The organism is Pseudomonas sp. BF-B-26 (assembly GCF_019956495.1).
Lineage (GTDB): Bacteria > Pseudomonadota > Gammaproteobacteria > Pseudomonadales > Pseudomonadaceae > Aquipseudomonas.
In genome coordinates this window covers 13711-39254 of record NZ_JAHBDP010000113.1, presented here as the reverse complement: position 1 = coordinate 39254, position 25544 = coordinate 13711, and the positions used below count along the sequence as shown (strand labels likewise).

The following is a 25544-nucleotide window of genomic DNA, read 5'->3' as shown; positions in this document are numbered from 1 at the left end:
GGCACAAGAATAGACGGCAAGAAGCCTGGCATCGCCCACCGTGATGCCGCTGGATGGATCAGGCCGGTCTCCGGGCTCATGAGCGGCGATTTGCCTGACTGCGCGCCTTCCCATGTCGACGACACAGTGGCTCAAGGCGCAGCCTTCACTCATTTACCGTTGCGGGGGCAGCGCCGGGATCATGGCTCTTCGTCGCTTGAAGAGAGTCACTCACCGGCTTCCCTGTTTCACTCTGTCGACCAGGGTCACAGAGCACCTGAAACAAGCCGCGAAGGTTAGAGGGTTGGGGATGGAGCGTCAATTGAAGACGGGCAGCCTGCGAGCGAATAACTGCCGCCGATCAATTATCTGACGCCAATCTTGTGCCACACTCCCAGCAGTGATATCAAAGAGCCACAATCTCACAACACAATAACAAGGGTGAGCCACATGCAAGGCATGATCATCAGCAATCCGAAGCTGGAATTCCTGCGCCCGGTGCTGGAACGCTGGTTTGACTGTATCGACCGCTACAACGCCGTGCGCGGCGATAATGACACGCCTTACTGGTACGACGAAAAAGCCAACCTGAGCCTGCTTTCCGCCGCGGCCTGGATGGCGGAAATGGTCACGTTGCAACAAACACCGACCCGCAAACAGGTCGAGGAAGGCGAACGCAATGGCCGCGCCGATCTGTTTATCGCGACCAGCGAAGAACGCGCTTACCTTCAGGCGACGCAACGCTGGCCACGCGTCAACAGCCTGAACCTGACTCAAGCATTGCAGGACATCACCAGCGAGGCCAAACGCATCAGCTACGCCAGCGACCTGAAACTCGGCTGCCTGTTCGTTGCGCCGCAAAAAGCCCAACATAGCGCCACCCCGGAAGAACTCCAGGACATGGTCGACGATCTGCAAAAAGAACACACCTGCGCGGTGGCCTGGTACTTCCCCTATGCCTATCGCAAGTTGCGCAACGAAGCCGGCAACTATCACCCCGGCATAGCCGTGCTGTTCAAGGAAGCCCGCGGCTGACCGGTTGAACCATCGCGCACCTGCGCTTCTCTATTGATTAGCTCAATGCATTCATAGGGAAGATCAGCATGCGCAAGCCCCCGCTCGCTCTCGCCATCGTGCTCGCCGGAGGGCTTGCGGCCTGTGGTGAAACCGCCAGGCTGCAAGTCTCCGACGGCACCGGCCCATCGCCCAAGCTGCCAGAACCGAACAAGACCCTGGTCCCGACGGTGAACATCGCCCCGGCGATTGGCTGGCCGGACGGTGCGAAACCCATCGCCGCGACAGGCACTCAGGTGGCGGCATTTGCCGACGGTCTCGATCACCCGCGCTGGCTCTACGTATTGCCCAACGGCGACGTATTGGTCGCCGAAACCAACGCACCACCCAAACCCGATGACGGCAAAGGCGTTCGTGGCTGGGTCATGGGCAAAGTCATGGGCCGTGCCGGCGCCGGCGTACCGAGCCCGAACCGCATCACGCTGCTGCGGGACAAGGATCACGACGGCATCGCCGAAACCCGCACGGTGTTCCTGGAAAACCTCAACTCACCCTTTGGCATGACCCTGGTCGGCAATGACCTGTACGTCGCCGACACGGACCGCTTGCTGCGCTTCCACTATGAAAACGGCGAGACGGCAATCAAGTCGCAGCCGATGAAGGTGATCGACCTGCCGGGCGGCACGCTGAATCACCACTGGACCAAAAACGTCATCGCCAGCAAGGACGGCAGCAAGCTGTATGTCACCGTGGGCTCGAACAGCAACGTCGGTGAAAACGGTATGGATCAGGAGGAAGGTCGCGCGGCAATCTGGGAAGTGGATCGCGCCACCGGCAACCATCGAATCTTCGCCTCGGGGATTCGCAATCCAAACGGGCTGGCCTGGGAACCCCGGAGCGGCGCATTGTGGACGGCGGTCAACGAGCGCGACGAAATCGGCAGCGATCTGGTGCCGGACTACATCACGTCAGTGAAGGACGGCGGGTTCTACGGCTGGCCTTACAGTTATTACGGTCAGCACGTCGACGTTCGCGTCGAGACGCAAAACCCCGGCCTGGTGGCCAAGGCCATTGCGCCGGACTACGCGGTCGGCCCGCATACCGCCTCGTTGGGCCTGACGTTTGCTGAAGGCAACAGACTGCCAGCGCAATTCAAGGAAGGAGCATTCATCGGCCAGCACGGCTCGTGGAACCGTAAACCGCACAGTGGCTACAAAGTGATTTTCGTACCGTTCAGCTCAGGGAAACCGAGCGGGCCGCCGGTGGATGTGCTCACCGGTTTCCTCAACAACGAGGAAAAAGCCATGGGCCGGCCGGTAGGCGTGGTGATTGACCGGCAGGGTGATTTGTTGGTGGCGGATGACGTGGGCAACAAGGTGTGGCGGGTTTCTGCTACCCAATAACTGATACTCACATCACTTGTGGGAGCGGGCTTGCTCGCGAAGAGGTCATGACATTCAGCATCTTTGTTGACTGTTACACCGTCTTCGCGAGCAAGCCCGCTCCCACAATAACCGCGCTCAACGCTTGCGACACAGCGTGAGGCCATCCCCCAACGGCAACAACGACAAATCCACACGCGAGTCATCCTTCAAGGCGCGATTGAGCGCCTGAATGGCCCGGGTGTCTTCGCTCTCGGGATTGTCCTCAAGCACCCGACCACTCCACAGCGTGTTATCAAACACCGCCAGACCGCCGACGCGCAGCAGTCGCAATGCGTGCTCCAGATAGCGTGGGTAGTTGGCTTTGTCGGCATCGATGAAGATCAGGTCGAATGACTCTGGCTGATCCAGCTGAGCCAGGGTTTCCAGCGCGGGCGCCAAACGCAGATCGATCCGCTCGGCAAGCCCCGCCTCCTGCCAGTAACGGCGCGCGGTGGCGTTGTAGTCACCGGGAATGTCACAGCAGGTCAGCGAACCGTCATCCGGCAATGCAGCCGCCATGCACAAGGCGCTGTAACCGGTGAAGGTGCCGATTTCCAGCAAACGCTTGGCACCGGTGAGTTTCACCAATAGCGCGAGGAATTGCCCCTGCTCCGGTGCCACCTGCCAGCGAGCCATGGGCAGCGCCTGGGTTTCGTCACGCAAACGCTTGAGTAACGGCGTTTCGCGCAGGGAAACGTCGAGCAGGTATTGATACAGGGAATCGTCGAGATTGAGTGTGCGAGCGGTCATGACAACCTCTGCCATTTAGGGATTGCGTGCCAAGTGCTCAGGTTGCAAGACGCGCTTGGCGCTCAGATAGGCTTTCTGCCAGTAAGCTTTGGACAAGCTATCGAGCTTCACCGTGCCACCGGTGGCCGGTGCATGGACGAAGCGACCTTCGCCGACGTAGATCCCGGCGTGACTGACCTGGGAACCGCCATTGGTGGCGAAGAAGATCAGGTCACCGGTTTGCAGGCCTTCCTTGCCCACGCTGGCCGCCTGCATGCTGATCATCTCGCGCGTGGTACGCGGCAGAGAGATGCCGGCGACGTCACGGTAGACATAACCGATCAGCCCGCTGCAATCGAAACCCGAATCCGGCGTGTTGCCACCCCAGCGATACGGCGTGCCCACCAGGCCGAGCGCGCGGAACAAGACGTCTTCTGCCTCAGGGGAGAATGCTTGGGAGGAACCGAAAACAATGGGTGCGCGAACCACCGGCGCAGGTGGCGGTGTACGGCTGGCGCAGGCGCTGAGCAGCGCTGCGAAGAACATGATTGCGAGGCGGGCCGACATCGACATATGCAGAGCATCCTGATCTGGCTGCGGCTTTTTCTGCAGGGGGCGCAGAAAAGAAAACCGCCTGCGCAGGACGCAGGCGGTTTGCCATCAATAATAGATCGGATTCTAGCTGCTACGCGGCAAACTTCAAGTAAGACTTTAAGTTCACCTTACAAAAAGTCCGCTTACTTGCGCGCCGTGACGATCGGGGCCGCAGTCGGTGCCATCGCGAGTGCGCGCTTGGCTTCGATGAAGGTCTTGCTCCAGTAGCTGTCGCCCAGGTTATCGATCCGGACACCACCGCTTTTGCGGCTGCTGGAATGGATGAACTGGTTGTCACCCAGGTAGATCCCGGCGTGACTGACGCGGCCGCGACGGCCATTGGTGGCGAAAAACAGCAAGTCGCCCGGCTCCAGCTTGCTGCGAGAAACCAGCGGAGCGTCGACGTTGATCATTTCGCGAGTGGAGCGTGGCAGGTTCAGGCCGGCTTCTTCACGAAACAGGTAACCGATGAAGCCGCTGCAATCAAAGCCAGCTTCGGAGGTGCCGCCGAAACGGTAACGGGTACCGATCAGGGACATGCCGCGTTCGAGGATGCTGTCGGCCAGAACCGGAAGCTGGTACGACTTGCCGCCGGCGAAGTCTGCCAGTTCTTTATCGGTGGCCGCTTCTTCCTGGAAAAGAGCTTGCTGATAAAGAGCGGAAGATTGAGCGGTAGCAGAATTTTTAACCTGCTGTTGTTGCTCTTGCTGGGACACTGGAGAGTGAGCAGCGCAACCGAACAACAGGGTGACGAGTGCGAGAGGCACGAGGGGTGCAAAGCGATTTAGCATGGGCACGACCGTGGCTGATAGTTCTAAAGAAGCCGAGACTATGCCTACTATCAACCTCATTTGCAAATTCAATCGATCTTTATGTGACTTCTTGGTTTCGCGTTTACATCTAAGCGCTTAAGCCCGTTTTAGACGTTCGCGCAGCCTGCAGCCCTGTAGGAAAGCGGAATTCTTGACGCCTGAAAGATGCCGAAACCCGCCAGGGCCTTGGCTTTACCGGCTTTTGTTACCAGCCAAGCGTTTCTTTCAGAAAGGGAATGGTCAGCTTGCGTTGAGCTTGAAGGGAAGCCTGATCGAGACGCTCAAGCAGCTCGAAGAGCGCACTCATGCTGCGCGTACCGCGGGTCAAAATGAAATGCCCGACTTCATCGGTCAAGTGCAGGCCGCGACGAGAGGCGCGCAGTTGCAAGGCACGCAATTTGTCTTCGTCGGAGAGCGGACGCATCTGGAAGATCAGCGCCAACGTCAGACGGGATTTGAGGTCTGCCAGCTTCACCGGCAGCTCACGCGGGGATGTCGATGCAGCGATCAGCAGACGTCGACCGCTGTCACGCAGACGGTTGAACAGATGGAACAACGCCTCTTCCCAATCCGCCCGACCGGCCACCGCCTGCAAATCATCCAGGCAGACCAGTTCGTACTGTTCGAGGTTGTCGAGGATGGCGATGCCGCGATCAAGCAGTTCGGCCAACGGTAAATACACCGCCGGCTCCCCCAATTGCTCGAAGCGCAGGCAGGCCGCCTGCAACAAGTGCGTACGCCCTACCCCGTCCTTGCCCCAGAGATAAATCAGGCTTTCGGTCCAGCCGGCGTCGGCTTCGCATAGCCGCTCGACATAGCCGAGTGCAGCGGCATTGGCGCCTGGATAGTAATTGATAAAGGTAGCGTCATCACGCAGACGCACACCTAGGGGCAGCTGAATCGGTTTCATGCTGACTGAACAGTTCCAAAGGAACCGTTAGTGGCCTCTGTGTAAAGTTTGCGAAGTTTATACCCGTGAGGCGGGTCGCACAATGCGACAGACCACAAGCAAAATCAAAGGTTTGCGTTAACACACTGGTTTTATGCCAGTTTCTTTGGCGGCGCATGTGACAGCCGCGTGAGGGATTCGGGTCAACCTGGCAATGAACCAGGCTGCCCGCGATGTTTGATCAGGCCCTCTTAAATCTCGGGCTCATCAACACCGCTGTACATATCAGAATCTTTATACAAATCATGCACATGGCGCACCAGCACCATGATCACCGCCGCCACCGGCAGCGCCAGCAGCACACCGGTAAAACCGAACAGCTCGCCCCCGGCCAGAATCGCGAAGATCACCGCCACCGGGTGCAGACCGATCCGGTCCCCCACCAGCAATGGCGTCAGCACCATGCCTTCCAGCGCCTGACCCACCATGAACACCGCGACGATTCCGATCATGGGATACAGATCGCCACCGAACTGGAACAGACCGGCAATCAAGGCAGCACCGATCCCGATAACGAACCCCATGTACGGCACGATCGCCGCCAGACCGGCAATCATCCCAATCAACAGCCCCAGTTCCAGCCCAACCAACATCAGGCCCGCCGCGTAGATCACGCCCAGCGCCACCATCACCAGCAACTGCCCGCGCACGAATGCACCCAGCACTTCATGGCATTCACCCGCCAGGATCACAACGCGCTCTTCGCGATCACGGGGCAGCAGACCGCGGATCTTCGCCATCATCAGGTCCCAGTCCCGCAGCAAATAGAAACTCACCACCGGGATCAGCACCAGATTCGCCAACCAACCGATCAGCGCCAGCCCGGAAGCCGTCGCCTGACTCAGCACGACCCCGACAATGTCAGTGGTCTGGCCCATGTGCTCGCTGATTGCCGCCTTGAGCTTGTCGAATTTCCAGAAATTATCCGAGAGTCCGAATTTCGATTGCGCCCACGGCAGTGCGGTGTGCTGCAACCAGTCGAGCATCTGCGGCGCCAATTCGTACAAGCGAAACAGCTGCTTGGCGAGCATCGGCACCAACACCACCAGCAGTGTCGTGAAGATCAAGGTAAACAGCGCAAACACCGCCACCACGCCCCACGTCCGAGAAAGGCCGGCCTTCTCCAGCCGATCCACCAATGGATCGAACAGATAAGCCAACAGCAGCGCCACCAGAAACGGCGTCAGGATCGGATGCAACAGCCAGACAAACACGCAGAGCAGAACCACCCCACCCAACCAGAACCAACGCCGCGTATCGGCCATGTACAACTCCATATGCATCTATATAAAGAAAGAAAAACTTACCAACGGAAACGCAATTGCGGCATCGGTGCCGGCGTTGGCGCTACGGCCGGTGTCGAACCGTTGGCGGCAGGTTGAACGGGGGCGGTGGGTGCTGGCGCCTCACCCGCTGGAACCTCCTGCAACCTGGCCAGCGACAATTGCGCCTTCAACTGTTCGGCGCTGCCATTGACCCGATAGAGAATCCGGTCGCCGTCGACACTTTGCAGGCGCGCACCAAACGGTTCCAGCAAACGCCCAAGCGTCGCGTAGTGTTCCAGGTTCATGCCCTGCACTTCGAGCAATTGTTCGCCCGAAGCACCCGGTTTGACGACAAACCGCGGTGCCAGCCGCTCGCTGACCGCCAGCATCACCGCATCGGCCACAGCGGCCTGATCCGCGCCCTGCACGCTGCCCGCCTCCTTCTGGTCGCCGAGCCACAAATGCCACTTGGCCTGCCACTGACCACCCTCTTCACGGGCATGCACCGCGAGCAAGGCGTCAGCGCTGTAACGCTCCGATACCCCGCGCAGTGGCGTCGCGTCCGTACCTTCCAGATTCGGCGCAGTGGCGACGATCTGCTCACTCAGATCGGCCAGCGGCAGGCGCAGCGGCAGACCACGGTGTTGTGCTGCTCGACGTAGCGGTGCAGCACTGGCCTGGCCATCACCGACCAGGCTTGAACCCTCGGTGGAATCGTTCAACCACCAGCCGAGGATCGAAGGCCGGTTCGCCCCCCACAACGACAGCCCGGCACGACGCAACGCTTGCTCGGTGGAGGCTGGGTCGAAATCGACCTTCAGCACTTCCGGCGGACCGGCGTCAAAGCCGTACTGACTGATGATTTGCTGCGGGTCCTTGCGCAGTGCCGCCAACCCCGGACTTTGCGCAGCCTTGGGATCGCCGGTCAGACGCAACACCAGCGTATCCAGCGCTTGCTGGGTCGCTTGATCGCGCACTTCCGGGGTTTGACCACTGACAGGCTGACGCACCTGATACAGATTTTTGACGGTTTCGGCATGACTCGCCAGGCTGACCAATGACATACAGCCGGCAAACAAAAATCTAGAAAAAAAACGCATGGAGGATTCCTGACGACAAGAGCGGCTGGAACAGGCCGCGTGAACCGGATTGAGCAAGGCTGTGACCACGCCCCCCAGCAAAACATTCACCTGACCCTGGTAAGTTTTTGCACTGTCCTAACGATAGACGGTTAATAGCGATACCTTATACAGCCATGAAGGATGCGGCCAACACGGGCAATGAAGGTTTTTTTAAGCGGATATGCCCCTGCCGTCGGCGTGAGGATGGCCGCTGCCCCTCAAGCCTGATAAAATCGCGCGCCTTCGCAGACCGGCAACAGCCGGGCACCCTGAAATTCGCGGATGGCAATCGCCTTCGTCAGTTTCGGTGGTCCCACTGGACTCGGTCGTTACCCCTGAATCCCCCCTAAAGGCCTGGATCATGAGCAAGCAACCCTCCCTGAGCTACAAGGACGCCGGTGTAGACATCGACGCCGGTGAAGCATTGGTCGAACGCATCAAGAGCGTCGCCAAGCGCACTGCGCGCCCGGAAGTCATGGGCGGCCTGGGCGGTTTCGGCGCCCTCTGCGAAATCCCGGCCGGCTACAAGCAGCCCGTGCTGGTTTCCGGTACTGACGGTGTCGGCACCAAGCTGCGTCTGGCGCTGAACCTGAACAAGCACGACAGCATCGGCATCGACCTGGTTGCCATGTGCGTGAACGACCTGGTGGTCTGCGGCGCCGAGCCGCTGTTCTTCCTCGACTACTACGCCACCGGCAAACTCAACGTCGAAACCGCGACCCAGGTCGTGACCGGCATTGGCGCTGGCTGTGAATTGTCCGGCTGCTCCCTGGTTGGCGGCGAAACCGCTGAAATGCCTGGCATGTACGAAGGCGAAGACTACGACCTGGCCGGCTTCTGCGTCGGCGTCGTGGAAAAATCCGAAATCATCGACGGTTCCAAAGTCGCTGCCGGCGATGCCCTGCTCGCCCTGCCGTCTTCCGGCCCGCACTCCAACGGCTACTCGCTGATCCGCAAGATCATCGAAGTGTCCGGTGCCGACATCGAAAACATCCAGCTCGACGGCAAACCGCTGACCGACCTGCTGATGGCTCCGACCCGTATCTACGTGAAGCCGCTGCTCAAGCTGATCAAGGAAACCGGCGCGGTCAAAGCCATGGCCCACATCACCGGTGGTGGCCTGCTGGACAACATCCCGCGCGTTCTGCCAAAAGGCGCACAAGCGGTGGTTGACGTCGCGAGCTGGACCCGTCCTGCGGTGTTCGACTGGCTGCAAGAGAAAGGCAACGTCGACGAAAACGAAATGCACCGCGTGCTGAACTGCGGCGTGGGCATGGTCATCTGCGTTGCTCAAGAGCACGTTGAAACTGCGCTGAACGTCCTGCGTGAAGCCGGCGAGCAGCCTTGGGTCATCGGTCAGATCTCCACCGCTGCCGAAGGCGCGGCTCAGGTTGAACTGAAGAACCTCAAGGCTCATTGATGTCCCAGACCTGTGATGTGGTGGTGCTGTTGTCCGGCACCGGCAGTAACTTGCAGGCCTTGATCGACAGCACGCGGACCGGCGACAGCCCGGTCCGCATCGCTGCGGTGATTTCCAACCGCGCCGACGCCTACGGCCTGCAACGCGCCAGGGACGCGGGTATCGACACCCGCACCCTGGATCACAAGGCTTTCGAAGGCCGCGAGGCCTTCGATGCCGCGCTGATCGAACAGATCGACGCGTTCAACCCCAAACTCGTGGTACTGGCCGGTTTCATGCGCATTCTCAGCGCTGACTTCGTGCGCCACTACGCGGGTCGCCTGCTCAACATCCATCCTTCGCTGCTACCCAAATACAAAGGGTTACACACCCATCAGCGCGCGCTGGAGGCCGGCGACACCGAGCACGGCTGTTCCGTGCACTTCGTCACCGAGGAACTCGATGGCGGACCACTGGTCGTACAGGCAGTAATACCGGTAGAGTTGCACGATTCGCCGCAAAGTCTGGCGCAGCGAGTTCATACACAGGAACACCTGATCTACCCGTTGGCTGTACGCTGGTTTGCCGAAGGTCGTTTATCACTCGGCGAGCAAGGTGCTTTACTGGATGGAAAGTTACTCGCGGCCAGCGGCCACTTGATTCGAACCTAGGAGATTTTATGCGTCGTGCCCTGCTCTTCGCTTGCGCTCTGCTCGCACTGCCATTTGCGCAGGCTGCAGAACTTCAACCTTTCTCCGCCAGCTATACCGCTGACTGGAAGCAGTTGCCCATGAGCGGCACCGCTGAACGAAGCCTGACCAAGCAAGCCAACGGCGCCTGGAAGCTCAGTTTCAAGGCCTCGATGATGATCGCCAGCCTGACCGAAGAAAGCACCCTGACGCTGGACAAGGACACCATGCTGCCGCAGTCCTACCACTTCGAACGTGGCGGCCTGGGCAAAGCCAAGAAAGCTGACCTGGATTTCGACTGGACCAACAAAATGGTCACCGGCACCGATCGCGGTGACCCGGTCAAGATCCCGCTCAACCGCGGCATGGTCGACAAATCCACTTATCAGCTCGCCCTGCAGCACGACGTGGCCGCTGGCAAGAAAAGCATGAGTTATCAAGTCGTCGACGATGGTGAAGTCGATACCTATGATTTCCGCGTGCTGGGTTCGGAAAAGGTCGACACCAAGGCTGGCCAGATCGATGCAATCAAGGTCGAACGCGTGCGCGACCCGACGCAAAGCAAGCGCATCACCGTCCTGTGGTTCGCCAAGGACTGGGATTACCTGCTGGTTCGTCTGCAACAGGTTGAAACCGACGGCAAGGAGTACAACATCATGCTCCTCGACGGTACGGTCAACGGCAAGGCTGTCAAAGGCAGCTGATCCGGCTCGACACAAAAATCCGGAACCCGATAAGGGTTCCGGATTTTTTTTGCCTGCTGATATTCAGATCCGCGACAGCGCCTGTGCCAGGTCGTCGCGCAGGTCTTCGACATCCTCCACCCCCACGGACAACCGCACCAAGGCATCGCCGATGCCGAGTTGCGCACGAGTATCCGCGGGGATGCTGGCGTGGGTCATGATCGCAGGGTGCTCGATCAGGCTTTCCACCCCGCCCAGGCTCTCGGCCAAGGCGAAGATCCGCACACTCTCGAGGAAGCGCGTGGCACCGGCCAGGTCACAGTTCAAGTCGAGGGATATCATCCCGCCGAAACCGCGCATCTGCCGCTGCGCCAGGACGTGCTGCGGGTGCGATGGCAGGCCCGGATAATAGACGCGCGCCACCTGCGGTTGACGCTCCAGCCATTGCGCCAGGTCCAACGCGTTGTTGCAGTGACGCTCCATGCGCAGCGCCAGGGTCTTCACGCCGCGCAGGGTGAGGAAAGCGTCGAACGGCCCGGCGATCGCGCCTACCGAGTTCTGCAGGAAGCCCAGACGCTCCGCCAGGTCTGCGTTTTGTCCGACCACCGCGATGCCGCCGATCACGTCGGAGTGGCCGTTCAGGTACTTGGTGGTCGAGTGCAGCACGATGTCGAAACCCTGCTCCAGCGGGCGTTGTATCCACGGGCTGGCAAAGGTGTTGTCGGCGACACAAATGATGCCTCGCGAGCGACAGATGCGTGCGACGGCGGCGAGGTCCGTCAGACTCAGCAAGGGATTGCTTGGCGTCTCGACCCAAACCATTTTCGTGTCGGGCTGCAGTGCCGCTTCGAATCCCTCCAGGTCAGTCAGATCGACGAAGCTGAAGCGATGTCCGGCGCTGCGTTTGCGCACCTTGTCGAACAGCCGAAAGGTGCCGCCGTACAAATCATTGCCGGAGACGATGTGCGAGCCCGCATCGAGCAGTTCGAGCACGGTGGAGATCGCCGCCAGCCCGGAGGCGAACGCGAAGGCCTGGGTGCCGCTTTCGAGGTCCGCGACACAACGCTCCAGCGCAAAGCGCGTCGGGTTATGCGAGCGCCCGTAGTCGAACCCCTTGTGCACACCGGGGCTCTGCTGCAAATAGGTGGAGTTGGCGTAAATCGGCGGCATCAGCGCCCCGGTAGAAGGGTCGGGCGTTTGCCCGGCATGGATCACACGGGTGGCGAAGGCACGTGGCACAGCGTTTTCATCGTGTTGACTCATGTAAGGGATCTCCGTAGATGAATGAGCATGTCGACTCGAGTAATCAAGCCGTAGAAGCCCGAAGCGTCGGCGATGATCGCCACCAGCCCACGGTCGAGCTCTGCCCGAAGTTCAGCCAGACTGGCACTTGGAGGCAGGGTTTGCAGCTGATCGGTCATCGCGCTGGCCACGCTCGCGCGAAAGTGCGAAGCATCTTCTTGCATGCCCAGCAAAATGTCGGATTCGTCGATCACGCCGACCAGCCGCTGCCCGCCCTCCAGCACCGGCAGTTGCGATACATCGGCCAAGCGCATGCGCTGGAACGCGGTGAGCAGCGTATCGTCCGGGCCCACGCTGATCACCCGGCCATCCTCGAAGCGCCGCGAGATCAGGTCGCGCAGATCGCCGTAATGTTTGTACTTCAGCAGGCCCTGATCGTTCATCCACTGATCGTTGTAGACCTTCGACAGATAGCGCGTGCCGGTGTCGCAGACGAAGCTGACGACCCGCTTCGGCTCGGTCTGCTCGCGGCAGTAACGTAGCGCCGCCGCCAGCAGTGTGCCGGTCGAAGAGCCGCCGAGTATGCCTTCGGCGCGCAACAGTTGGCGGGCATGATCGAAGCTTTCCTCGTCGCTGATCGAGTAGGCGTGGCGCACGCTGGACAGGTCGGCAATCGATGGAATGAAGTCCTCGCCGATGCCCTCCACCGCCCAGGAGCCGGGCGTGTTCATGGTGCCGCTGCGGCTGTATTCGGCCATCACCGAACCCACCGGATCGGCCAGCACCATGACCAGCTCTGGTTGCACGCGTCGAAAGAAACGAGTCAGCCCGGTCAGTGTTCCGGCCGAACCGACGCCGACGACGATGGCGTCCACGTCATGCTGAGTCTGCGCCCAGATCTCCGGCGCGGTGCTGCATTCGTGGGCCAGCGGGTTGGCCGGATTGTTGAATTGATCGGCGAAAAAAGCGTCGGGAATTTCCAGCGCCAGCCGCGCCGCAACGTCCTGGTAGTAATCGGGATGGCCCTTGCCGACGTCGGAGCGGGTGATGTGCACCTCGGCGCCCATCGCCTTGAGGTGCAAGACCTTCTCGGTGGACATCTTGTCCGGCACCACCAACACCACTCGGTAACCCTTGGCACGACCGACCAGGGCCAGGCCAAGGCCGGTGTTGCCGGCGGTGGCCTCGACGATGGTGCCGCCGGGGCGCAGGCTGCCATCGCGCTCGGCGGCGTCGATCATCGCCAGGCCGATGCGATCCTTGATCGAACCGCCGGGGTTCTGCGATTCGAGCTTGAGGAACAGCGTGCACGGGCCGGTATCGAAACGGCTGACGCGCACCAGCGGCGTATTGCCGATCAGTTCGAGCACGGCGGGTCGGGAGTCGGTGGGCATGTCGTCACCTCGCTAGGCAAATCAGCACTGGATGGACAGCAACCGACGGCGAGTCATCACGCGCCAGTCGCAAGTAAAGTATCGCTTGGACCATAGGCCGGGATGGCGCCACCCGCAACCTTGCACAGCCAGCCGGTAGCGCCGCCGGAACGACAAAACCGCTCGGACTTCAGACCGAGAACCGCGCCACCATCGTATTCAGATCGACCGCCAGCCGAGACAGCTCCTGGCTCGCGGCACTGGTTTGATTCGCCCCGGCCGACGTCTGCAACGCCAGATCGCGAATGTTCATCAGGTTGCGATCCACCTCGCGCGCGACAGCCGCTTGTTCCTCTGAGGCACTGGCGATCACCAGGTTGCGCTCATTGATCAGGGTAAACGCCGTGGCGATTTCCTCCAGCGCCGTGCCCGCTGCTTTCGCCACTTCCAGGGTCGAACGCGCGCGCGTGTTGCTCTGCTGCATCGAGCTGACCGCTGCATCGGTGCCTTTCTGGATGCCGGAGATCATCTGTTCGATTTCCTGGGTCGATTGCTGCGTCCGGTGCGCCAGCGCCCGCACTTCATCGGCCACCACCGCAAAACCGCGCCCGGCACTCCCGGCCCGAGCCGCTTCGATGGCCGCGTTCAGGGCCAGCAAGTTCGTCTGCTCGGCAATCGAGCGAATCACATCCAGGACTTTGCTGATGCCATAAACTTTCTGCGCCAGGTCCTCGACCTGGGTCGCATTGGCCGTGACATCGTCGGCCAGGGATTCGATGGACAACACGGTCTGATGCACCTGCTCGCGACCGTGCTGGGCGATCCGGTCGGATTCCCGAGACGCTTCGGAGGTGGCCACCGCATTGCTCGCGACCTCCTCCACCGCTGCGGTCATCTGATTCACCGCCGTGGCGGCCTGGTCGATTTCCAGGCTCTGCTGATGCAGGCCCCGGGTGGCCTCTTCGGTCACACAACTGAGCTCTTCCGAGGCCGAGGCCAATTGGCTGGATGAGTCGGAAATACGCCGCAGGGTTTCACGCAAACTCCCCTGCATGCTCTTGAGGGCGTGCAACAGCCGCGCCGGCTCGTCCTTGCCGCTGATGCTGATATCACCGGTGAGATCGCCGCCAGCCACCCCTTCAGCCACTTTCAACGATTGGGAAAGCGGCACGACGATGCTGCGGGTCAGCAACAGCGCCAGGCCGATGGTCATCAGCGCCGTCAGGCCGATCATTACCCCGACCCAGAGCCGCGATTGGCTGAACACCCGGCGCGCCGCCTCCGTCGCCAGGTTAGCGTTGTGCTTGTTCAGCTCGATCAATGCCTTGAGGTTGGCGGTGATTTCATCGGCCAATGGACTCATCTCGCCATTGAGGATGGCGGCCGCCTCTTCCACCTGTCCTTGGGACGAGAGCCCCATCACCTGAGTCTGGAACTGCAGGTATTTTTGCTCCGAGGTTTTGAAGCGGTCGAACAGCACCCGCTCTTCGGGCAGCACAATCAGCGCATCGTAGCGCTGCTGAGGCTCATCCAATAGACTTTTGAGCTCGTTGAGTTTGCTGAGGTTTTGCGCCAGCACTTGCGGGTCCCGATTGAGCAGCAGGCGCATGGTCAATGCCCGCAGCCGCAGCATGTCCTGATTCATCTCCCCGACCGCCATCACGCTGGGCAGCCAGTTGTCATCGACCTGATCGGACTGCGCGCGCATGTTCGACATTTGCTGCAGGGCGAACGCCCCCAATCCAAACACCATCAACGCCAGCAGGCCGAAACCCAGGCCCGCGCGCGGCGCAATATTGAGACTTCTGATACTCATGGCTCTGGTTCCTTCCAAAAGCGCTGCATCAACCCTGCAGCGGGTTGCTTAAGAAGGTATCGGCCCGGAGAAATTTTGCGTAAGACGAAAACGTGATATCAAAACGCCTCAACTGCTTCGGTGCCGGGCGGTAACGATTCAGCGCACAGGAATGCTCAGTGAGAAAGTGGAACGCGTAACAGGAGGAATGCTCTATACCTTCAAGGTCTTTTTTGATCGAATGACTTTTCCTGTTGCCTGCGAGGTTTCCCATGCCTGTCACCGTCAATACTGTTTCCGCCGAAGGTTTTCGTCACAGCGTACAGATCGATGACCATCAACTCTTTGCCGACGTACCGACACTCGCCGGCGGCGAAGGCTCCGCGCCCGAGCCACACGATTACTTCGACGCGGCCCTGGGTGCCTGCAAGGCCCTGACCCTGAAGATGTACGCGAAGAAGAAAAACATCCCGCTGACCGGTGTCACCGTCGAAGTCAAACGTGACAACAGCGAAGAGCAGAAAGGTAAATATGCCCTCCACGTCAAACTGACCCTAAAAGGTGTGCTCACCGACGCTCAGCGCGATGAGCTGCACCGCGTTGCCGACCGTTGCCCGGTCCACAAGTTGATGACCACCACCGACGTCAGCATTGAAACGCACCTGTCTGAAGGTGCCTTCAGCCAATAGCGGCAAGGGCTGCGCAAGCGGGTTATGCTCCACGCATTACCCGCTCAGCCTGGAATGCAGCATGAACACTCCGCTCGTGATCCGTCCCCGCGCCGAAGATGTCGAAGGCCAACCCATTCTTCGCCCACTGCCGTCAGCCAAATGCCGCAGCGTCGGGCCTTTCGTGTTTTTCGACCACATGCTCGAAACCCGTTATGAGGCGGGAAAAGGCATGAACATCCGTCAGCATCCGCACATTGGTCTGTCGACCCTCACGTACTTGTTCGAAGGAAAAATCCAGCACAAGGACAGCCTCGGCTCCGACCAAGTAGTGGAGGCCGGTGATGTCAGCTGGATGACGGCGGGCAGCGCAATTGCCCACGTCGAACGCACGCCTGAGGCGTTGAAGAACAGCGGTTTCACGATGCACGGTTTGCAGATTTGGCTGGCCTCCCCGAAAGAAAAAGAGCACGGCCCCGGGCACTACAGCCACCATCCGGCGGCCACGCTGCCGGTCAGCGATAACCTGGGGGTGAAGATCCGGATGATTGCCGGGTCAGGCTTTTGCCTGGAGTCACCGGTCCCGGTGCTTTCTCCTACCTTGTATGCCGAATTGAACCTGCAAACGGCGACCACCTTGCTGATTCCTACCGAGCATGAAGAGCGGGCGCTGTATGTGCTGGACGGCGAGGTGCAACTGGATGGCGAGCTGATAGAACCGCATTCGCTGGTGGTGTTGCCGGTCGGGGAAGAGATGACCCTGTTCGCTGAAAGCGACTGTCATGCCGTGCTGTTTGGTGGTGCGCCGCTGGATGGGCCGCGGCGGATCAACTGGAACTTCGTGGCGAGCGATCCGGCGTTGATCGATGAAGCGCGGCGACGCTGGGCGGCCGGGGATTGGCCGACGGTGCCGGGGGAAAGTGAGCGGATCGAATTGCCTTAAGATATTTAGCGCCAGTTAAACCGCTTTCGCGAGCAAGCCCGCTCCCACAGTGGACCGCGATCCCATGTGGGAGCGGGCTTGCTCGCGAAGACGCCGGCACTGAAACCAACGATGTCAGATCAAAAACCAGCTATCAGCCTTTAAACACTTCATCCAGCAGATTGTGCATCGAGGTTAACGCCCGAGGCACCAGAATAAAAAAACCCGCCGAAGCGGGTTTTTGTACAACGCAGTTAAACCGACAGTTCAACCAGCAGCTTGTTGAGACGGCGCACGTAGGCGGCCGGGTCTTTCAAGCTGTCGCCGGCGGCCAGGGCCGCCTGATCGAAGAGAATGTGCGACAGGTCGCCGAAGCGTTCGTCGCTCTGCTCGTTGTCGAGCTTCTCGATCAGCGGGTGAGCCGGGTTGAATTCGAAGATCGGCTTCGAATCCGGAACCTTCTGACCGCTGGCTTCCAGGATCTGACGCATCTGCATGCCCAGGTCCTGCTCGCCGATGGCCAGAATCGCCGGGGAATCGGTCAGACGGTGGGAAACCCGCACTTCAGCAACGGAGTCGCCCAGTGCAGTTTTCAGACGCTCAACCAGACCTTCTTTGGACTTGGCGACTTCTTCCGCGGCTTTCTTGTCTTCTTCCGAATCCAGGTTGCCCAGGTCCAGATCACCGCGCGCCACGTCGACAAAGCTCTTGCCGTCGAAATCGCTGAGGTAGCTCATCAGCCACTCGTCGATGCGGTCGGTCAGCAGCAGCACTTCGATGCCTTTCTTGCGGAAGACTTCCAGGTGCGGGCTGTTCTTGACTTGCGCGTAGGTTTCGCCGGTCAGGTAGTAGATCTTGTCCTGACCTTCCTTGGCGCGAGCCAGGTATTCGGCCAGACCCACCACTTGCTCGCCGTCATCACCGTTGGTCGATGCGAAACGCAGCAGGCCAGCGATTTTCTCTTTGTTGGCGAAGTCTTCTGCCGGGCCTTCTTTCATGACCTGGCCAAAGTTTTTCCAGAAGCTCTTGTATTGCTCAGGCTCGTTCTTCGCCAGCTTTTCCAGCATGTCGAGAACGCGCTTGGTCAGCGCCGACTTCATGGAATCGATGATCGGGTCTTTCTGCAGGATTTCCCGCGACACGTTCAGCGACAGGTCGTTGGAATCGACCACACCTTTGATGAAGCGCAGGTACAGCGGCAGGAACGACTCTGCCTGATCCATCACGAACACACGCTGCACGTACAGCTTCAGGCCTTTCGGCGCTTCACGCTGGTACAGATCGAATGGAGCACGGGCCGGCACGTAGAGCAGCGAGCTGTACTCGAGCTTGCCTTCGACCTTGTTGTGGCTCCAGCTCAGCGGGTTTTCGAAGTCGTGAGCGACGTGTTTGTAGAACTCCTGGTATTCCTCGTCCTTGATCTCGGTACGCGGACGGGTCCACAGGGCGCTGGCGCGGTTGACGGTTTCCCATTCAACGGCCGGTTGCTCTTCGCCTTCAACGGCTGCCACTTCTTTCGGCAACTCGATCGGCAGAGCGATGTGGTCGGAATACTTCTTGATGATGTTGCGCAGACGCCAGCCATCGGCGAATTCGTCTTCACCGGATTTCAGGTGCAGGACGATGCGAGTGCCGCGTTCGGCTTTATCGACGGTGGCAACTTCAAAATCGCCTTCACCCTTGGACGACCAGTGCACGCCTTCGCTGGCAGCCGCACCGGCACGACGGCTGAACACGTCGACTTTATCGGCGACGATGAATGCAGAGTAGAAACCCACACCGAATTGACCGATCAGGTGCGAATCTTTTTTCTGATCACCGGAGAGATGTTTCATGAAATCGGCAGTGCCGGATTTGGCGATGGTACCCAGGTGGGTGATCGCATCTTCACGGCTCATACCGATGCCGTTGTCTTCGAGGGTGACGGTTTTAGCGTCCTTGTCGAAGCTCACACGGATCTTCAGTTCGGCGCCACCTTCCAGCAACTCAGGCTTGGACAGGGCTTCGAAACGTAATTTGTCGACAGCGTCAGAGGCGTTCGAGATCAATTCGCGAAGGAAAATTTCCTTGTTGGAATACAGCGAATGGATCATGAGGTGCAGCAGTTGCTTCACCTCGGTCTGGAAGCCCAGGGTTTCCTTTTGAGTTTCCACACTCATGGTCATCAAACTCCAATCAGATGGCAGTGGCCGCGACCTGAAGGGTCGGCGGCGGGTTGTCATCAAAGTTGGGGGCTGAGTTCAGGATTTCAAGGGCTATTCAATTTTGAAATGGGCGCGGGCTGTGGCAATCGGTTCGGCCTCAGTACTTTGCCAGGCCGTAATCGCAACGTTCGCCACCCGGCGGCCCTGCCGGCAAACCTGGCACCTGGCCCAAGTGTCGCGAAACTGCCCGGCGCGCAGATAGTCGAGGGAGAAATCGATGATCTTCGGCACACCCGGCGAACCGGTGAAAATCAGCAGATGCAGCGCTGCGGACAACTCCATGAACCCGGCGATCACGCCACCATGAATCGCCGGCAATAAAGGGTTACCAATGTTGTCTTTGTTGGCCGGCAAGCGAAACAGCAGATCATCCCCCACCCGCGAACATTCGACGCCGATCAATTTGGCATAGGGAATCAGGTGCAGCAGAGAGGCGTAGTCGCCCTGCTCATGTGCCTGCTGAAGTTGTTCCTTGAACGCGTCAGTCATTTCGCACCTCCGGCGATGACGCCGCCGAAGCCTTTGGTGCCCTTGATGGCTTTACCCATGCGCATGAAGGTGCCCACCACATGGGCGATGGGCTGCTCGGGGTCGTCCTGGTAGGCGAAACCACGAGCAAAGATCACATCCGTGGTCACCCGATAGCACTGGGCAAAACCGTAGACATCTTTATGCGGCTCGGCGGCGTGCATGTAGTCGATGCGCAGGTCGAGGGTCGGACAAACTTCGAACTCGGGCAGCACGCAGAGGGTGGACATGCCGCAGGCCGTGTCCATCAGCGAGGTCAGCGCCCCGCCATGAATCACGCCGGTCTGCGGGTTGCCAACAATTTGAGGACTGTACGGCAGGATAACTGTCAGGCCTTCGCTGCTGGCACTGTGAACCCGCAGCCCAAGTACCTGACAATGTCGCAGCGCCGATAGAAATCGTGTAGCGCGCTCAAAAACGGGGATTTCGGCCATTTTGATAAAACTCTTATTAGTGTTCAGCCAACGTACCAGGCGTTTTTAGTAAAAGTTCCCGTCGGAATAAACTTATATATCTGTATGAATTGAGGAACTTAACGCGATGGGCTGCGCTCGAAAGGCCAGTAGATATTTTCCATAAGGAGAAACACCCCATGCGTAAGACTTTAGCTATTGCCTTGATGTTGACCGCTACCCTCGGTCTCGCAGCCTGCGATAAAAAATCCGAGGACAAAGCTCAAGAAGCCACCAAACATGCTGAGCAAGCTCAGCAAGACATGAGCAAAGCTCAGGATAAAGTGAACGACGCTGCGAAAGAAAACGCCGAAGCCGCCAAAGCTCAGGCTGAATCGAACGAAGCAGCCACAAAAGAAGCACCTAAAAACTAAAACAGTTTTTAGCGTGATAAAGAAAACCCGCCAAGTGCGGGTTTTCTTTTGCCTGGTTTTTTGCAAAGCAGGCGTTACAGCAAAATAGTTTTAAAAGTCGGACTAATCATCAACAGCAACGAACACACTAATCCGACGAACCATACCAGGCTCCGCTGCCAGGCCAGATCAACCCAATAGCACAGCAAATAAATGACTCGCGTGATCACGAAGATGATTGCCAGCAAGTCGATCAGCCATCCCGCCGTCTGCGTGGTATGCGCCATCAACACCCCCACCGCGAACAGAATGAACGCCTCAAAACAGTTTTGATGAGCCGCCAACGCACGGGCACCGAATCCTGTCAGCTGCGTTTGTTGCTGGCGCGGCAAGTGGTTGTCATAACCACCCTGCTCGCTCATCGCCCTGGCAACTGGAATCCTCGACACATAAATCAGCAGTGCGCTGATAAATACACACCAGAACGGAATACTCATCAAACAGCCTCTTTAATCGCCTCGGGCAATGGCGCCTCTGTAGGTGTATAGACCATCACGTCAAGAACGTCGGAATGAAACTCCCGGCGATACAACACCAGCACCACGCCGGCACTCATCAACATAAACAACCACGGGCTGACGAACCAGGCCAGCATGGTCATGCCGAAGTAGTAGGAGCGCAGCCCGAAGTTGAACTGGTTGGCGGCCATGGATATAACTCGGGCCGCCCGGGCAGCAAAGGCTTTGCGCTCCTGTTCGGAAACGTGACGCTCACCGACCATAGGCGCCGAGCCCACCAGAATGGCCGCAAAGTTGTACTGACGCATGCACCAGCTGAACGTAAAGAACGCATAGACAAACACCAGCGCCAGGCACAGCAACTTGATCTCGGACATCCCTTGAGAGGCCTGCTGCACCATCGGGATATCCGCCAATAACGATACTGCCCTTTCGGAGGCTCCGAGCACCGTGAGAATGCCGGCCAGGATAATCAGTGTGCTGGAGGCGAAGAACGAGGCGTTGCGCTCCAGGTTACCGATCACGCTGGCGTCAGCGATGCGGTTGTCGCGCAACAGCATGCGGCGCATCCAGTCTTCGCGATAAAGGTGCAGCACGCTGGCCAGGCACGCGGTGTCGCGGCCCTTCCACGTCGCATAACGGGTGTAGCCGCCCCAGCAAATGGCGAACCAGAGCGCGGCGAGGATGTGGATCATGTTGGCGTGGATGAACGACATGCAGGTCCTTGTGATGTAGATGCGGAGTACATAATTCCTGTGGGAGCGAGAGCCTGCTCGCGATGACGGATTTACATTCAACACATGTGTTGACTGATCTACCGCTATCGCGAGCAGGCTCGCTCTCACATTAGGTCTTGGCACTGCTTCGACGTTAGCTTAAGGAAAAAGACACTGCACCCCCTCCAAAAAAAAATGCCCCGTATCGATTGATACGGGGCATTTCCATGTGTGTTCACGACCCGCTTGTGGCGGGCCATGAAGCGGCTTAAGCCAGTGCTTCTTCGCGTTTGCCCAGCAGACGATCGCAAACCGCTGCAACGACCAGGGTCATGACCGACGGCACCAGCCAGGCCAGGCCTTGCTCGCTCAGCGGCAGGTGGGACAACTGAGTCGGCATCCAGTCCGCCAGACCCGCGCCCTTGAGGGCATCGATCAAACCGAAGATGAACGACACCAGCATCACCGGACCGACGATACGGCCCTGCTCATGCCAGAAGTCCTTGCAGAAGCTCAGGGCGACCAGGGCGATGCACGGCGGATAGATCGCGGTCAGCACCGGGATCGAGAACGCAATCAGCTTGGTCAGGCCCAGGTTGGACACAAACAGCGAGAACACCGCCAGGATGATAACCAACGTCTTGTAGGACAGCGGCAGCACACGGCTAAAGTATTCGGCGCAGGCGCAGGTCAGCCCCACCGCCGTCACCAGACAGGCCAGGGAGATCAGCACCGCCAGAAAACCGCTGCCCAGAGAGCCGAAGGTGTGTTGTACGTAAGCGTGCAACACCGCCGCGCCATTAGTGGCACCCGCGGCCACTTCATGGCTGCCCGAACCGAGACGGAACAGGCTGACGTAAACCAGCGCCAGGCCCACGCCGGCAATCAGCCCGGCGATGATCGCGTAACGGGTAATCAACACCGGCGACTCGACGCCACGGGAACGGATTGCGTTGACGATGACAATGCCAAACACCAGCGCGCCCAAGGTATCCATGGTCAGGTAACCATTGATGAAGCCTTGGGAGAACGGTGCCGCCACGTATTCCGGGGTGGCCACGCCGACATCACCGGCCGGCAATGCAAACGCGGCGATGCCGAGCGCGGCCAGGGCGATGATCTTCAGTGGCGCGAGGAAACGTCCTACGGTATCCAGCAGCCGGCCCGGATAGAGCGAGATGAAAAACACCAGCAGGAAGTACACCGAGCTGTAGAGGAACAGCGCCAGCGGGCTCTCGCCGGTCAGTGGCGCCAAGCCGACTTCGAATGAAACGGTGGCGGTGCGCGGTGTCGCGAACAGCGGGCCGACAGCGAGGTAGCACGCGGCCGCCAACAGGCCACCGGCGACTTTCCCGATCGGGCTGCTCAAGGCGTCCATGGCGCCACCGACCTTGGCCAGGGCGACAACGGTGATCACCGGCAGACCGACCGCGGTGATCAGAAAGCCCAGCGCCGCCATCCAGACATGTGGACCGGACTGCAGACCGACGATAGGCGGGAAGATGATGTTGCCAGCCCCGACAAACAGGGCAAACGTCATAAAACCAAGTGCCAGGATGTCCTGGCCTTTCAACACTTTCATTAAGGAAATACCACACTACTGAATCGGAATTTAGAGAGGGATTTCCCTGAGGGGTGAGGGAAATGCTGTCCGTCCGTATAGGACTGACCCGTTTAGCGCGTAGCAACCTTGTGGGCCGCGGACGCAAAAATGGCTGCTAGCCTAACGAATTTGCCCGACAAACGCACTGTTAGGGTGCGATCTATCCGATACGCGACATTTCCGTGTCGCGTTTACATATCTAATTTTCCTACAAAGAACCCTGTGGCGAGGGGATTTATCCCCGTTGGGTCGCGAAGCGCCCCCCCCTCAAATCAAATGCAGTACATCAGGCTCACTGCATTGCTTGACTTGACGACTGCTGCGCAGTCGAACGGGGATAAATCCCCTCACCACAAGAGCCCGGTACAAATCCCGGAAACGACAAAGGCCACCCGAAGGTGGCCTTTGTTTGGTGAAGCGTCAGCTAAGCGCGAGGCTTACTTGACAGCCCAGCCAGTCAGCTCGGCCAGGGCCTTGCCGATGTCTGCCAGCGAACGCACGGTTTTAACGCCTGCGTCTTGCAGAGCAGCGAATTTCTCGTCTGCAGTGCCTTTGCCGCCAGAGATGATTGCGCCAGCATGGCCCATGCGCTTGCCCGCAGGGGCAGTCACACCAGCGATGTAGGAAACAACCGGCTTGGTCACGTGTGCCTTGATGTAGGCAGCCGCTTCTTCTTCAGCCGAACCGCCGATCTCGCCGATCATGACGATCGCTTCGGTCTTCGGGTCTTCCTGGAACAGCTTCAGGATGTCGATGAAGTTCGAACCCGGGATCGGGTCACCGCCGATGCCGACGCAAGTCGACTGACCGAAACCGGCGTCAGTAGTTTGCTTGACAGCTTCGTAGGTCAGGGTGCCGGAACGGGAAACGATACCGACCTTGCCTGGCAAGTGAATGTGACCTGGCATGATGCCGATCTTGCATTCGCCTGGAGTGATCACGCCTGGGCAGTTAGGACCGATCAGGACCACGCCCAGCTCGTCGCACTTGACCTTGGCATCCAGCATGTCCAGGGTAGGAATGCCTTCAGTGATGCAAACGATCAGCTTGATGCCGCCGAATGCTGCTTCCAGGATGGAGTCCTTGCAGAAAGGAGCTGGAACGTAGATCACGCTGGCGGTGGCGCCAGTGGCAGCTACAGCGTCTTTCACGGTGTTGAACACTGGCAGACCCAGGTGCTCGGTGCCGCCTTTGCCTGGAGTTACGCCACCCACCATCTTGGTGCCGTATTCGATGGCTTGCTGGGTGTGGAAACTACCTTGCGAACCGGTAATACCCTGGCAGATAACTTTGGTGTCTTTATTGATCAGGACGCTCATTATTTGCCCTCCGCAGCTTTGACAACTTGTTGAGCAGCGTCGGTCAGGCTGGTAGCAGCGATGATGTTCAAACCGCTTTCTGCCAGTACTTTAGCGCCCAGCTCAGCGTTGTTGCCTTCAAGGCGAACAACAACCGGGATTTTCACGCCGACTTCTTTCACAGCGCCGATGATGCCTTCGGCAATCATGTCGCAACGAACGATGCCGCCGAAGATGTTGACCAATACTGCAGCGACGTTAGTGTCGGACAGGATGATCTTGAACGCTTCGGTAACGCGTTCTTTGGTAGCACCGCCGCCCACGTCGAGGAAGTTGGCTGGTTTGCCGCCATGCAGGTTGACGATGTCCATGGTACCCATGGCCAGGCCAGCACCGTTGACCATGCAACCGATGTTGCCTTCCAGCGCTACGTAGTTCAGTTCGAACTTGGCAGCGTGCGCTTCGCGCGGATCGTCTTGCGACGGATCGTGGAAAGTCTTCAGCTTAGGCTGACGGTACATGGCGTTGGCGTCGATGTTGATCTTGGCGTCGAGGCAATGCAGATCGCCATCAGCCTTGATCACCAGCGGGTTCACTTCCAGCAGAGCCAGGTCGTGATCCTTGAACAGCTTGGCCAGACCTACGAAGATCTTGGCGAACTGAGCAACTTGCTTGCCTTCCAGACCCAGCTGGAATGCCAGCTCGCGACCCTGGAATGGCTGAGCGCCAACCAGTGGATCGATAGTGGCCTTGAGGATTTTCTCAGGGGTGTCGTGAGCGATTTTCTCGATGTCCACGCCACCTTCGGTGGAAGCCATGAACACGATGCGACGGCTCGAACGGTCAACGACAGCGCCCAGGTACAGCTCTTTAGCGATATCAGTGCACGATTCAACCAGGATCTTGGTGACTGGCTGACCATTGGCATCAGTCTGGTAAGTCACCAGACGCTTGCCCAACCACTGTTGAGCGAATGCTTTGGCGTCTTCTTTGCTGCGAACCAGCTTAACGCCGCCCGCTTTACCGCGACCACCTGCGTGAACCTGGGCTTTGACAACCCATTCGGTCCCGCCGATTTTGTCGCACGCTTCTGCTGCTGCTTCCGGGGTGTCTACGGCGAAACCCTGGGATACTGGCAGGCCGTATTCAGCGAACAGCTGCTTACCCTGATACTCGTGAAGATTCATGCTTATTACCGTCTTCGTTAGGTACTG

At 59.1% G+C, this 25544-nt stretch carries 25 protein-coding genes and 1 riboswitch; of the genes, 8 read left to right on the top strand and 17 right to left on the bottom strand.

Going from position 1 to position 25544, the window contains the following annotated elements; translation table 11 throughout:
* Window positions 1-43: 43 nt before the first annotated feature.
* Window positions 44-275: riboswitch (cobalamin riboswitch) on the bottom strand.
* A 154-nt stretch (window positions 276-429) separates the two neighbouring features.
* Window positions 430-1014 (top strand): hypothetical protein, encoded by a 585-nt coding sequence (locus KGB03_RS25575; protein WP_218537258.1) that lies wholly within the window; start codon window positions 430-432, stop codon window positions 1012-1014.
* A gap of 68 nt (window positions 1015-1082) precedes the next feature.
* Window positions 1083-2396 (top strand): PQQ-dependent sugar dehydrogenase, encoded by a 1314-nt coding sequence (locus tag KGB03_RS25570; RefSeq protein ID WP_223529748.1) that lies wholly within the window; start codon window positions 1083-1085, stop codon window positions 2394-2396.
* Between the two features lie 117 nt (window positions 2397-2513).
* On the opposite strand, the gene KGB03_RS25565 is transcribed toward KGB03_RS25570, so the two are convergent.
* The 6 genes from KGB03_RS25565 to KGB03_RS25540 form a co-directional block, all read right to left on the bottom strand.
* A complete protein-coding gene (locus tag KGB03_RS25565) occupies window positions 2514-3167 on the bottom strand; it encodes an O-methyltransferase (RefSeq protein ID WP_223529746.1) in 654 nt (217 codons plus the stop codon).
* Between the two features lie 15 nt (window positions 3168-3182).
* Window positions 3183-3719 (bottom strand): C40 family peptidase, encoded by a 537-nt coding sequence (locus tag KGB03_RS25560; protein WP_223529745.1) that lies wholly within the window; start codon window positions 3717-3719, stop codon window positions 3183-3185.
* A 164-nt stretch (window positions 3720-3883) separates the two neighbouring features.
* Window positions 3884-4531, bottom strand: coding sequence for a C40 family peptidase (locus tag KGB03_RS25555; protein WP_111450741.1), 648 nt, complete (start codon window positions 4529-4531; stop codon window positions 3884-3886).
* A gap of 226 nt (window positions 4532-4757) precedes the next feature.
* Window positions 4758-5462: a DnaA regulatory inactivator Hda gene (gene hda / locus KGB03_RS25550; RefSeq protein WP_008148645.1), complete on the bottom strand. Its 705-nt coding sequence runs from the start codon at window positions 5460-5462 to the stop codon at window positions 4758-4760.
* Between the two features lie 230 nt (window positions 5463-5692).
* Window positions 5693-6766 (bottom strand): AI-2E family transporter, encoded by a 1074-nt coding sequence (locus tag KGB03_RS25545; RefSeq protein WP_111450742.1) that lies wholly within the window; start codon window positions 6764-6766, stop codon window positions 5693-5695.
* Between the two features lie 38 nt (window positions 6767-6804).
* Complete coding sequence (locus KGB03_RS25540; protein ID WP_223529743.1) at window positions 6805-7866, bottom strand: DUF2066 domain-containing protein; 1062 nt, start codon at window positions 7864-7866, stop codon at window positions 6805-6807.
* A gap of 382 nt (window positions 7867-8248) precedes the next feature.
* Between KGB03_RS25540 and purM the strand changes: the two genes are divergently transcribed.
* Genes purM through KGB03_RS25525 form a run of 3 tightly spaced genes read left to right on the top strand, consistent with a single transcriptional unit; the run spans window position 8249 to window position 10679 of the window.
* Complete coding sequence (gene purM / locus KGB03_RS25535; protein ID WP_008148639.1) at window positions 8249-9307, top strand: phosphoribosylformylglycinamidine cyclo-ligase; 1059 nt, start codon at window positions 8249-8251, stop codon at window positions 9305-9307.
* Window positions 9307-9957, top strand: a complete 651-nt coding sequence (purN, locus tag KGB03_RS25530) for a phosphoribosylglycinamide formyltransferase (RefSeq protein ID WP_218537255.1) — start codon at window positions 9307-9309, stop codon at window positions 9955-9957. The genes purM and purN overlap by 1 nt, the downstream gene beginning before the upstream one ends.
* Window positions 9958-9965: 8 nt before the next feature.
* A complete protein-coding gene (locus KGB03_RS25525) occupies window positions 9966-10679 on the top strand; it encodes a DUF3108 domain-containing protein (protein ID WP_008148635.1) in 714 nt (237 codons plus the stop codon).
* 63 nt (window positions 10680-10742) lie between these two features.
* Here KGB03_RS25525 and KGB03_RS25520 read toward each other — a convergent pair whose 3' ends face one another.
* The 3 genes from KGB03_RS25520 to KGB03_RS25510 form a co-directional block, all read right to left on the bottom strand.
* Window positions 10743-11921 carry a cystathionine gamma-synthase gene (locus KGB03_RS25520; RefSeq protein ID WP_223529741.1) on the bottom strand — a complete coding sequence of 393 codons (1179 nt, stop codon included), beginning with the start codon at window positions 11919-11921 and terminating at the stop codon, window positions 10743-10745.
* On the bottom strand, window positions 11918-13294 hold the full coding sequence (locus KGB03_RS25515) for a pyridoxal-phosphate dependent enzyme (protein WP_192406876.1): 1377 nt from the start codon (window positions 13292-13294) through the stop codon (window positions 11918-11920). The genes KGB03_RS25520 and KGB03_RS25515 overlap by 4 nt, the downstream gene beginning before the upstream one ends.
* Before the next feature lie 169 nt (window positions 13295-13463).
* Window positions 13464-15089: a methyl-accepting chemotaxis protein gene (locus tag KGB03_RS25510; RefSeq protein WP_218537254.1), complete on the bottom strand. Its 1626-nt coding sequence runs from the start codon at window positions 15087-15089 to the stop codon at window positions 13464-13466.
* 251 nt (window positions 15090-15340) lie between these two features.
* On the opposite strand from KGB03_RS25510, the gene KGB03_RS25505 reads away from it, so the two are divergent.
* Window positions 15341-15757 carry an OsmC family protein gene (locus KGB03_RS25505; RefSeq protein WP_223529739.1) on the top strand — a complete coding sequence of 139 codons (417 nt, stop codon included), beginning with the start codon at window positions 15341-15343 and terminating at the stop codon, window positions 15755-15757.
* A 61-nt stretch (window positions 15758-15818) separates the two neighbouring features.
* Window positions 15819-16679: a pirin family protein gene (locus KGB03_RS25500; protein WP_223529737.1), complete on the top strand. Its 861-nt coding sequence runs from the start codon at window positions 15819-15821 to the stop codon at window positions 16677-16679.
* 233 nt (window positions 16680-16912) lie between these two features.
* On the opposite strand, the gene htpG is transcribed toward KGB03_RS25500, so the two are convergent.
* From htpG to KGB03_RS25485, 3 genes are all read right to left on the bottom strand, one after another.
* Window positions 16913-18817 (bottom strand): molecular chaperone HtpG, encoded by a 1905-nt coding sequence (gene htpG / locus KGB03_RS25495; protein WP_111450773.1) that lies wholly within the window; start codon window positions 18815-18817, stop codon window positions 16913-16915.
* A gap of 96 nt (window positions 18818-18913) precedes the next feature.
* Window positions 18914-19351 (bottom strand): PaaI family thioesterase, encoded by a 438-nt coding sequence (locus KGB03_RS25490; protein WP_111450749.1) that lies wholly within the window; start codon window positions 19349-19351, stop codon window positions 18914-18916.
* Window positions 19348-19824: a PaaI family thioesterase gene (locus KGB03_RS25485; RefSeq protein ID WP_192406871.1), complete on the bottom strand. Its 477-nt coding sequence runs from the start codon at window positions 19822-19824 to the stop codon at window positions 19348-19350. The genes KGB03_RS25490 and KGB03_RS25485 overlap by 4 nt, the downstream gene beginning before the upstream one ends.
* Before the next feature lie 158 nt (window positions 19825-19982).
* Between KGB03_RS25485 and KGB03_RS25480 the strand changes: the two genes are divergently transcribed.
* On the top strand, window positions 19983-20216 hold the full coding sequence (locus KGB03_RS25480) for a hypothetical protein (protein ID WP_223529735.1): 234 nt from the start codon (window positions 19983-19985) through the stop codon (window positions 20214-20216).
* Between the two features lie 74 nt (window positions 20217-20290).
* Here KGB03_RS25480 and KGB03_RS25475 read toward each other — a convergent pair whose 3' ends face one another.
* The 5 genes from KGB03_RS25475 to sucC form a co-directional block, all read right to left on the bottom strand.
* A complete protein-coding gene (locus tag KGB03_RS25475) occupies window positions 20291-20692 on the bottom strand; it encodes an MAPEG family protein (protein WP_111450752.1) in 402 nt (133 codons plus the stop codon).
* Window positions 20692-21429 (bottom strand): DUF599 domain-containing protein, encoded by a 738-nt coding sequence (locus KGB03_RS25470; protein WP_008148609.1) that lies wholly within the window; start codon window positions 21427-21429, stop codon window positions 20692-20694. Before KGB03_RS25470 ends, KGB03_RS25475 begins: the two co-directional genes overlap by 1 nt.
* Window positions 21430-21697: 268 nt before the next feature.
* Window positions 21698-23011: a branched-chain amino acid transport system II carrier protein gene (brnQ, locus tag KGB03_RS25465; RefSeq protein ID WP_223529733.1), complete on the bottom strand. Its 1314-nt coding sequence runs from the start codon at window positions 23009-23011 to the stop codon at window positions 21698-21700.
* A gap of 458 nt (window positions 23012-23469) precedes the next feature.
* Window positions 23470-24351 carry a succinate--CoA ligase subunit alpha gene (gene sucD, locus KGB03_RS25460; protein ID WP_003172813.1) on the bottom strand — a complete coding sequence of 294 codons (882 nt, stop codon included), beginning with the start codon at window positions 24349-24351 and terminating at the stop codon, window positions 23470-23472.
* On the bottom strand, window positions 24351-25517 hold the full coding sequence (gene sucC / locus KGB03_RS25455) for an ADP-forming succinate--CoA ligase subunit beta (protein WP_008148602.1): 1167 nt from the start codon (window positions 25515-25517) through the stop codon (window positions 24351-24353). The genes sucD and sucC overlap by 1 nt, the downstream gene beginning before the upstream one ends.
* Window positions 25518-25544 lie beyond the last annotated feature (27 nt).